Annotated in this window: 9 protein-coding genes; all 9 read right to left on the bottom strand. The window is 65.1% G+C overall.

What is annotated here, in order from left to right:
* Window positions 1-107: 107 nt before the first annotated feature.
* The 9 genes from htpG to rpsP all read right to left on the bottom strand — a co-directional run bounded on the left by htpG (window position 108) and on the right by rpsP (window position 7,620).
* On the bottom strand, window positions 108-1,997 hold the full coding sequence (gene htpG / locus EA346_RS06375; protein WP_296756792.1) for a molecular chaperone HtpG: 1,890 nt from the start codon (window positions 1,995-1,997) through the stop codon (window positions 108-110).
* Window positions 1,990-2,916, bottom strand: coding sequence for a 23S rRNA (adenine(2030)-N(6))-methyltransferase RlmJ (rlmJ, locus tag EA346_RS06370; protein ID WP_296756794.1), 927 nt, complete (start codon window positions 2,914-2,916; stop codon window positions 1,990-1,992). Before rlmJ ends, htpG begins: the two co-directional genes overlap by 8 nt.
* A gap of 223 nt (window positions 2,917-3,139) precedes the next feature.
* Window positions 3,140-3,838: a sulfur oxidation c-type cytochrome SoxX gene (gene soxX, locus EA346_RS06365; protein WP_296756790.1), complete on the bottom strand. Its 699-nt coding sequence runs from the start codon at window positions 3,836-3,838 to the stop codon at window positions 3,140-3,142.
* A 27-nt stretch (window positions 3,839-3,865) separates the two neighbouring features.
* The gene (gene soxA / locus EA346_RS06360) at window positions 3,866-4,702 is read right to left on the bottom strand and encodes a sulfur oxidation c-type cytochrome SoxA (RefSeq protein WP_296756788.1); all 837 of its coding nucleotides are present in this window, start codon (window positions 4,700-4,702) and stop codon (window positions 3,866-3,868) included.
* 371 nt (window positions 4,703-5,073) lie between these two features.
* Entirely contained in the window at window positions 5,074-5,673 is a 600-nt protein-coding gene (locus tag EA346_RS06355; protein WP_296756786.1) for a methylated-DNA--[protein]-cysteine S-methyltransferase, read from the bottom strand.
* 11 nt (window positions 5,674-5,684) lie between these two features.
* Complete coding sequence (gene rplS, locus EA346_RS06350) at window positions 5,685-6,041, bottom strand: 50S ribosomal protein L19 (RefSeq protein WP_296747996.1); 357 nt, start codon at window positions 6,039-6,041, stop codon at window positions 5,685-5,687.
* Between the two features lie 9 nt (window positions 6,042-6,050).
* Window positions 6,051-6,818 carry a tRNA (guanosine(37)-N1)-methyltransferase TrmD gene (gene trmD, locus EA346_RS06345; protein ID WP_296756784.1) on the bottom strand — a complete coding sequence of 256 codons (768 nt, stop codon included), beginning with the start codon at window positions 6,816-6,818 and terminating at the stop codon, window positions 6,051-6,053.
* Between the two features lie 8 nt (window positions 6,819-6,826).
* Window positions 6,827-7,336, bottom strand: a complete 510-nt coding sequence (rimM, locus tag EA346_RS06340) for a ribosome maturation factor RimM (protein WP_296756782.1) — start codon at window positions 7,334-7,336, stop codon at window positions 6,827-6,829.
* Between the two features lie 23 nt (window positions 7,337-7,359).
* On the bottom strand, window positions 7,360-7,620 hold the full coding sequence (gene rpsP, locus EA346_RS06335) for a 30S ribosomal protein S16 (RefSeq protein WP_296756781.1): 261 nt from the start codon (window positions 7,618-7,620) through the stop codon (window positions 7,360-7,362).
* Window positions 7,621-7,901 lie beyond the last annotated feature (281 nt).

Raw genomic sequence — 7,901 nt, 5'->3', positions numbered from 1 at the left:
CGTCGGGTTACGCTGCGCTAACCCGACCTACTGGGCTGTGACTTTCACGTTAACCGCCCCCGCTGCTCCCGGGGACAGATTCATAGATCTGTCCCCGTCCTTTGCGATCAGGCAGCTTTCAACAACAACCGGTTGAGGCGGGCGACGAAGCCAGACGGGTCGTCCAGTTGCCCGCCCTCGGTCAACAGCGCCTGCTCGAACAGCAGCGTGGCGAGGTCGTCGAAGTCCGCGCCGTCCGCCTCCTTCAGGCGCTGCACCAGCGGGTGCGCCGGGTTGACCTCGAGTACCGGTTTGCTTCCAAAGGTCGGCTGGCCGGCCTGCTTCATCAACTCCTGCAGGTACAGGGCCATCTCATGCTCGCCCAGAACGATGCAGGCCGGCGACTCCACCAGGCGTTTCGAGGCGCGCACGCTTTCCACCCGGTCGCCGAGGGTCTTGCCGATACGCTCGGCCAGGTCGCCGAGATCCTCCCCGGACGCAGCCGCTGCCGCATCCTCCCCCTCGTCCTTGCCGATCACCTCGTCGAGATCGAGATCGCCTTTTGCCACCGACTTGATCGGCGTGCCGTCAAAGCTGTCGAGATGCGACAGCAGCCACTCGTCCACCCGGTCCGATAACAGCAGCACCTCGATGCCGTGCTTGCGGAAGACCTCCAGGTGCGGGCTGTTGCGGGCAGCGGCCGCACTGTCGGCGGTCACCACGTAGATGGCCTTCTGGCCCTCCTTCATCCTGGCCTTGTACTCGGCCAGGGACACGTTCTGGGTGTCGTCGCTGTTCTGGGTGCTGGCGAAGCGCAACAGCTTCGCGATCGACTCCCGATTCGCATAATCCTCGCCAGGCCCTTCCTTCAGCACCCGCCCGAAGTTCGTCCAGATTTCAGCGTATTTCTCGGGCTCGTTTTCCGCAATCGAATCGAGCAGGCCCAGGATCTTCTTCACAGACCCGGAGCGGATGCTGTCGACCAGCCGGTTGCTTTGCAGGATCTCGCGGGAGACGTTCAGCGGCAGGTCCGAGGAATCGACCACGCCACGGACGAAACGCAGGTAGTTTGGCAGCATCTGATCGGCATCGTCCATGATGAAGACGCGCTTCACATAGAGCTTCACGCCGTGCCGGCGATCCCGGTCCCAGAGGTCGAAGGGCGCCCGCTTCGGGATGTAGAACAGCGTCGTGTACTGCTGACGACCCTCGACGTGGCTGTGGACCCAGGCAGTGGGATCTTCGAAGTCATGGGCCACGTGCTTGTAGAACTCGCGGTATTCCTCTTCGCTGATCTCGCTCTTGGGGCGCGTCCACAGCGCGCTGGCGCGGTTTACCGTTTCCCATTCCCCCGTCGCCTTGCCGTCGCCGTCCTGCTGCGGCATTCGGATCGGGAAGGCCACGTGGTCGGAGTAGCGGGTGATGATATGGCGCAGCCGGTGCGACTCCAGGAACTCGTCGGCGTCCTCCTTCAGGTGCAGCGTGACTTCCGTGCCCGGCAGCGCCCGCGAGCAGTCCTCCAGCGTGTAACTGCCGGCGCCCTCGGATTCCCAGCGCACCGCGCCCTCCTCGGGCGCGTCGGCGCGGCGCGTCTCCAGGGTCACGCGATCGGCCACCGTAAACGCCGAGTAGAAGCCGACCCCGAATTGGCCGATCAACTGCGCATCCTTTTTCTGGTCGCCGGTCAGACGGCTCACAAACTCCTTCGTACCCGAGCGGGCGATGGTACCGATGTTCGCGACCACCTCGTCGCGCGACATCCCGATCCCGTTGTCGGTGATGCGGATCTGGCGAGCCTCCTTGTCGACGCTGACGTCGATGGTCAACTGGGCGGGCTGGCTAATCGCATCCGGCTGGGCCAGGGCCTCGAAGCGCAGCTTGTCGCAGGCGTCGGCCGCATTGGAGATCAGTTCGCGCAGGAAGATCTCGCGGTTGGAATACAGTGCATGCACCATCAGGTGCAGCAGTTGGCTGACCTCGGTCTCGAAGCTTCGTGTTTCGCGTTGTGTCTCAGTCATGGTCCTTCACATCCAGGGTTTCGGGTGGTTCGGAGGATTCGACGCGGTGAAACTGGGGGCGACCGACCTGGTTTTCAAGGGCAAGCGCCTGAAACAGGCCACCGGACCGGTCGGGGTCGAGACACTGCCAGGCGGCAAACAGGGTCTGGCGCGCCTGCCGGTCGAGCTGCCACGGGGCGCCGAGCACGGCCATGCCCGATCCCTGCAGGCCCGGGCCCCGAACCGGCTGGCTCAGGCGCAGCTCGCTGAACAGGATGCGCTCACCCGCATGGGTGGCGAGCAGCCGGTCGCGCAACGCAGCGTGGCGGCCCTCGGCCAGAATCGGGTACCAGAGCATCAGGATGCCGGTATTCCAGCGGCGCCGGATCTCGGCCGCGATCTCCGCGGTCTCGTCGTATTCCGCGTTGCGCTCGTACGCGGGATCGAGCAGCGCCAGCCCGCGCCGGGGCTCCGGGGGGAACAGGGCCCGTGCCGCCTCGCGCGCGTCGCGAAGATGCACGTGGCAGCGCGCATCGGCTCGCAGACCGGCCTGCAATGCGGCGTAGGCTGCAGGGTGCAGTTCGCAGGCGATCAGGCGATCCTGTGCCCGCAGGCGTGATCGAATCAATTGCGGCGACCCGGGATACCAGGACAGTTCCGCAGCCGGGCCCGGCTGCAGCGCGCGCAGCGAATCCAGGTAGGCCCGTAGCGCTGTCGGCCCGCCGGCAAGGGGCCACAGGCGGCCGATGCCGTGGCGCCACTCGCCGCTGCGCCGGGCCGCTCCGGCGTCCAGGTGGTATTCGCCGGCGCCGGCGAACAGATCCAGCGCCACGAACGGCTTCGGCCGGGCCAAAAGCGCATCCAGCACCAGCCAGAGCAGCAGGTGCTTGTGGACATCGGCGACGTTGCCGGCGTGATATTCGTGCTGATAGCTGAGCATGACGGGCACAGACGATACCGGCAAAACGCCCCCCGAACCACCATTGGCGACGCTGTCACACCGGGCCCGCAACCCCCAAAGCGGCGGCAAGCCGCCGCACTCCATAAGCTTCCCGTAGCTGTGATGCCACCGACCCAACAGAAAAAGGCCGCCGATGTCTCCACCGGCGGCCTGGTCGGGGTCCCGAAGGACCCCCGATCATCACTTGATCGTTGTTACTCGCTTACTCGTTGACCGGGGACTCCGGGTCGAACATGTACGCCATGATGTCGGCGATTGACTCCTTATCCAGGAAGCCGCTCGAACCGAACCGCGGCATGTGGGTGCAGGGGAAATAGACATGCGGGTTGTAGATCATGTCGTACACATACTTCAGGATGGGCTCGCTGGTGCCACGCATCTTGCCGTAACCGGTCAGGACCGGACCGACATTGCCACCGGTACGGTCGGTGGCGAACTGGTGGCAGTTGTAGCAGGTACCGCCGACTTCGCGGACATTGTGGTCGTCGTAATTGTGACCGACGCGGTAACCGAAACCGGACCAGGCGAGCTCGCGGCCCCTTTCCCAGTTGCCCAGCTGGATCCCACCTTCCGGATATACGATCGATTCCTGGGCGGCGGTACGGATGGCGGCCATCGTTTCCTCATCGGGCTTGCCGTCACCAATGATCGAGCAGGCCTTCTGCAGTTCGTCCTGCTGCATGCGGTCACGCGCGGTGCCGCCTTCCTGCATTTCCTGGGCGAGGTTGAATCCGCCGCCGTCATTGGCCTCGAAGATCAGGTATTCGGCGAGTTCGTGCGGGGTCATGGCCGTGTAGTCGACCTGGCCGGACTTGTCCGCTTCGGCGAAGGCGCAGCCGCCGGCGAAGAGGATGGTTGCGAAGGCGGCGACACCGGCCGCCAGAGAGGTCTTCTTAAACATATGTGGAATCTCCTTGTGCGTCCGGGATCAGCGCTTCATGTCAGGCAGAATGGCGGGTTGGCCACGCGCCATATCGGTCCAGTACGAAATCAGCGCGATGGAGGCGTCGGATCCCGCAAGCATGCCTGGCTGACGCATCTGGTAGTAGCAACCACGGACGCGGTGCTGACTGCTGCGCACGTTGTCGTGGCCGACACGGAAGGCAGGCCAGGAGATCGCCTTGGTCCAGTCTTCGGGAACGTTTGCATCCGGAAGCACCGAGGCACGCACCTGCTTTCCGGACTGACCGTGGCAGGCGTAGCAGTTGAAATCGGACATCCCGGCACGGCGGGCGAACAGGACCTCACCGGCATCACGCATCGCCTTCTCCAGCGGGTGATCGAGCGGGTTGTTCCACTCCATGGCGTTGGACTGCATCGCGATGTAGGTCTGGAGTTTCATGTGATCAGAACCCGAGCCGTGGCGCTGGGTCACCGCCGGGTCATCCGCGGCGAAACCCTGCACCTCCGTCATGCAATGCATGATGCGGGTCTCGAGGTCCATCACCTTGCCGGTGTCCTCGAAATAACGCGGCATTTCGACGTAGGCGCCTTCCAGTACGCCGGGACCCTTGCCGAAATCACAGGCTTCCATGGAGACGTTGTTCGGCCCGCGGGCCGCGTGGAACAGTTCCTCACCATCGATGCCAACCCACAGGGCGGGGTTGTCGGGCATCATCATGATGTTCATCTCACTCTGGGTGAGATAGCGTGAATCGATGGAATCAATCAGTCCCTGAAGGACCTCCTCCGGTGCTTTTTCGGCATGGGCCGTAGCCCCAAGAGCCAGTGCCACGGGTAGCGCGAGCAAGGCTTTTCTGAACATGGAAACCTCCATCAAAAGGTGGACATCATTTTTATAGGGTGCGGCGCCAATGTCGCCGAACCTCCCTTAATCGTGCAAATGCGCAGAACCTCCTGTCAACAAAAACCCCGACATTAGCTTCTGCTAACGTACTGATTCGACTGGGAGGTTCAAGACAACATCACGGTCCAGACGGACCAGGCGGAGGGATTATTCCCTTGCGTGAGGGAGATTTCACGCGGCGGAAACCGTTGAGGCGGTTTCGACGGACAGCGGGAAGATGGCAACCCGGACCGAGGGTGAAAGGCGTAAAGAGAACGCCGTGCGCCGACCGATGAGTGCGGCTCGGCTGCGTCTTACGGCAGCCAACACAACAGGGTAGCGACGGCTTTTCAGCCCGCGACGGGCGCTTGCCGGAATCCTGCCCGTTCGTGATCGAGCAGCCACCCCTTGATGTCCGCCAGTGGTCCCTGCCGTTGCCCGGCATAGCCGCCGGCGCCTGCGCGCGCACCCGAGGCCGGCACGGCCCGGTGGCAGGGGATGAACAATGGCCAGGGGTTGGCTCGGCAGGCCTGCCCCACCGCCCGGGGAGAGGAGCCGATCTCCCGCGCGATCTCGCCGTAGGTTCGCGTCTCGCCGACCGGAATGCGACACAGGGCCTGCCAGACCTTTTGGGAATGCGGGCTTCCCGGGGGCACCTCGGCCGGTGCACGCCAGTTCTGCGGATCACGCAGGAAATCGAGAGGATCGAACGGAAGAGCCACCGGCGCACCTTCGGCCCGCTGGCGCAGGGCGCCGTTTACCGCAGCCCGAAACGCGGTGGGCAGGCGCTGGGCGGTACCTGGCGCCGGCGCACCACCTGGCGCGGATACCAGCCAGTCGGCGACCAGCAGGCCGTGCGTCGGCGAGCAGGCGCAGACGAACTCCAGCGCCGCCTGCGGGACGCGGCAGCGGCGGAGGTCGATATTCGAGGGGTCCGAAGGTTCGGTCATCGAGGCCCCGACTAGCGCGCGGCCTTGATGTCTTCCTTGATCCGGGCGGCCTTGCCGGTGCGGTCACGCAGGTAGTACAGCTTGGCGCGGCGGACCGCGCCGCGCCGCTTGACCTGGATCTCGGCCACCAGCGGACTGTGGGTCTGGAAGGCTCGCTCCACACCGGTGCCGTAGGACATCTTGCGCACGGTAAACGCAGAGTTCAGGCCGCGGTTGCGCTTGGCGATCACCACGCCCTCAAAGGCCTGGAGCCGCTCCCGCTCGCCTTCCCTGACCTTGACCTGAACCACGACAGTGTCGCCGGGGCCGAAGTCGGGCACCGCGCTCTTCATCTGCTCGGCTTCCAGCTGCTGAATAATGCTCTTCATCGTCGAACCTCAATCGTCGCTATTGCTGCCGCCCGCGGAGGTCTTCCGCAGGCAGCGGTATTCGTCCAGTAGGGCCGCGTCCTCCGGCCCCAGGTTCAGGCCGGCCAAGAGGTCGGGCCTGCGTTCCCATGTGCGTCCAAGCGCCTCACGACGGCGCCAGCGCTCGATCTGCGCATGATGCCCGGTCAGCAGTGGCGCCGGCACACCGCGCCCCGCGACCACCTCCGGCCGCGTGTAGTGCGGGCAGTCCAGCAACCCGCCCGTGAAGGAATCCTGCGTCGCCGAGTCGGCGTGGCCCAGGGCTCCCGGCAGCAGGCGGACACAGGCGTCGATCAACACCATCGCACCCAACTCCCCCCCCGACAGCACATAATCTCCGATCGACCATTCCTCATCGACCTCGGCCTCGAGCAGCCGTTCGTCGATGCCCTCGTAGCGCCCGCACAGCAGCGCAACGCGAGGCAGTCCGGCGAACCGCCGCACCGCGGCCTGGTCCAGCGGCCGTCCCTGCGGCGTCAGGGCCACGACCCGCACCGGGCGTGGATCGTCCTGTCGCATCGCCGTCAGCGCCGCCGCGAGCGGGGCGTACTGCATCACCATGCCCGGACCGCCGCCGTAGGGCCGGTCATCGACCGCCTGGTGCACCCCGGCGCCCCAGCGCCGCGGGTTCCAGGTATGCAGTTCGTACAGCCCCTGCTCCGCGGCTCGGCCCGTGATACCGAAATCCGCGACCGTCGCCACCATCTCGGGGAACAGCGTGATCACGTCAAAGCGCATCGCGGCGCTCAAAAATCCGGATCCCAGTCAACCCGCACGCAACCGCCTTCCAGGTCCACATCCAGCACGTAGAGCCCGCGTACCCAGGGCACCAGGCGCTCTCGATCGCCCTTGACCACCATCACATCATTGGCGCCGGTCTGAATGAAACCATGGATTCTCCCCAGCTCCGCGCCATCCATCGTTTCCACCCTCAGACCCTGCAGATCAGCCCAATAGAACGCCCCTTCCTCGGGCGGCGGGAGCCAGTCACGCTCGACCGCCAGCGTACAGCCGATCAGGGCATGCGCCGCCTCCCGGTCCGGCGTCTCCATAAACTTCAGGACCACGCCGCGCCCGTGAGCGCGCCCCTCCTCGACTTCAAGACACTCCCAGCTGCCGCCACGCTCCACCCAGAGACGGGGGAACTCGGCGATCGCGTCGCGCGGCTCGGTGTCGGAGAAGACACGCACGAAGCCCTTCACCCCATAGACACCGGACACGCGTCCGACGACCAGGCGTTCCCCTTCGGAACGCACCCGAGCAGACGCCCCGAACCGTCCTAGCTGGCTGCGGCGGTCTGCTTGCGATGGTTCTTGATCAACTGACCCACACGCTCGGAGGGCGCGGCGCCGCGCTCCAGCCAGTGGTCGACGCGCGCCATGTCGATCTCCAGCGGCACTTCCTGGCCGCGGGCAACCGGATTGAAAAAGCCGATGCGCTCGATGTAGCCGCTGTCGCGGCGGGCCCGCGAGTCGGTGACGACGATCTGATAAAAGGGCGCGCGCTTCGCACCACGGCGGGACAAACGAATGGTAACCATGCCTGTTCTGGACCTCGGCGAATTCAATGTGCTTCAGGAAACCGGGGATTATAGCGCACTGCGGCCGCGAAACAACCTGTTGAGTCGTGAAGATCTGAGAAACCGCTGGACCTGGCTAACTTTTATGGCCCTGCGCCACCTCTGCCGACGAAAAGGCGCAAACCGTAGGTCGGGTTAGCCCAAAGGGCGTAACCCGACGGGCCTCGCACCCCACCCATGGGCACAAAATAGCGTCGTCCCCGGGACGTCGTCGGGTTACGCTGCGCTAACTGTCATGGACT

Source organism: Thioalkalivibrio sp., from assembly GCF_007692535.1.
In the GTDB taxonomy this organism is placed as follows: Bacteria; Pseudomonadota; Gammaproteobacteria; order Ectothiorhodospirales; family Ectothiorhodospiraceae; genus Thioalkalivibrio.
The sequence above is the reverse complement of the archived record's forward strand: the minus strand, read 5'-3'. Positions and strand labels throughout refer to the sequence as shown.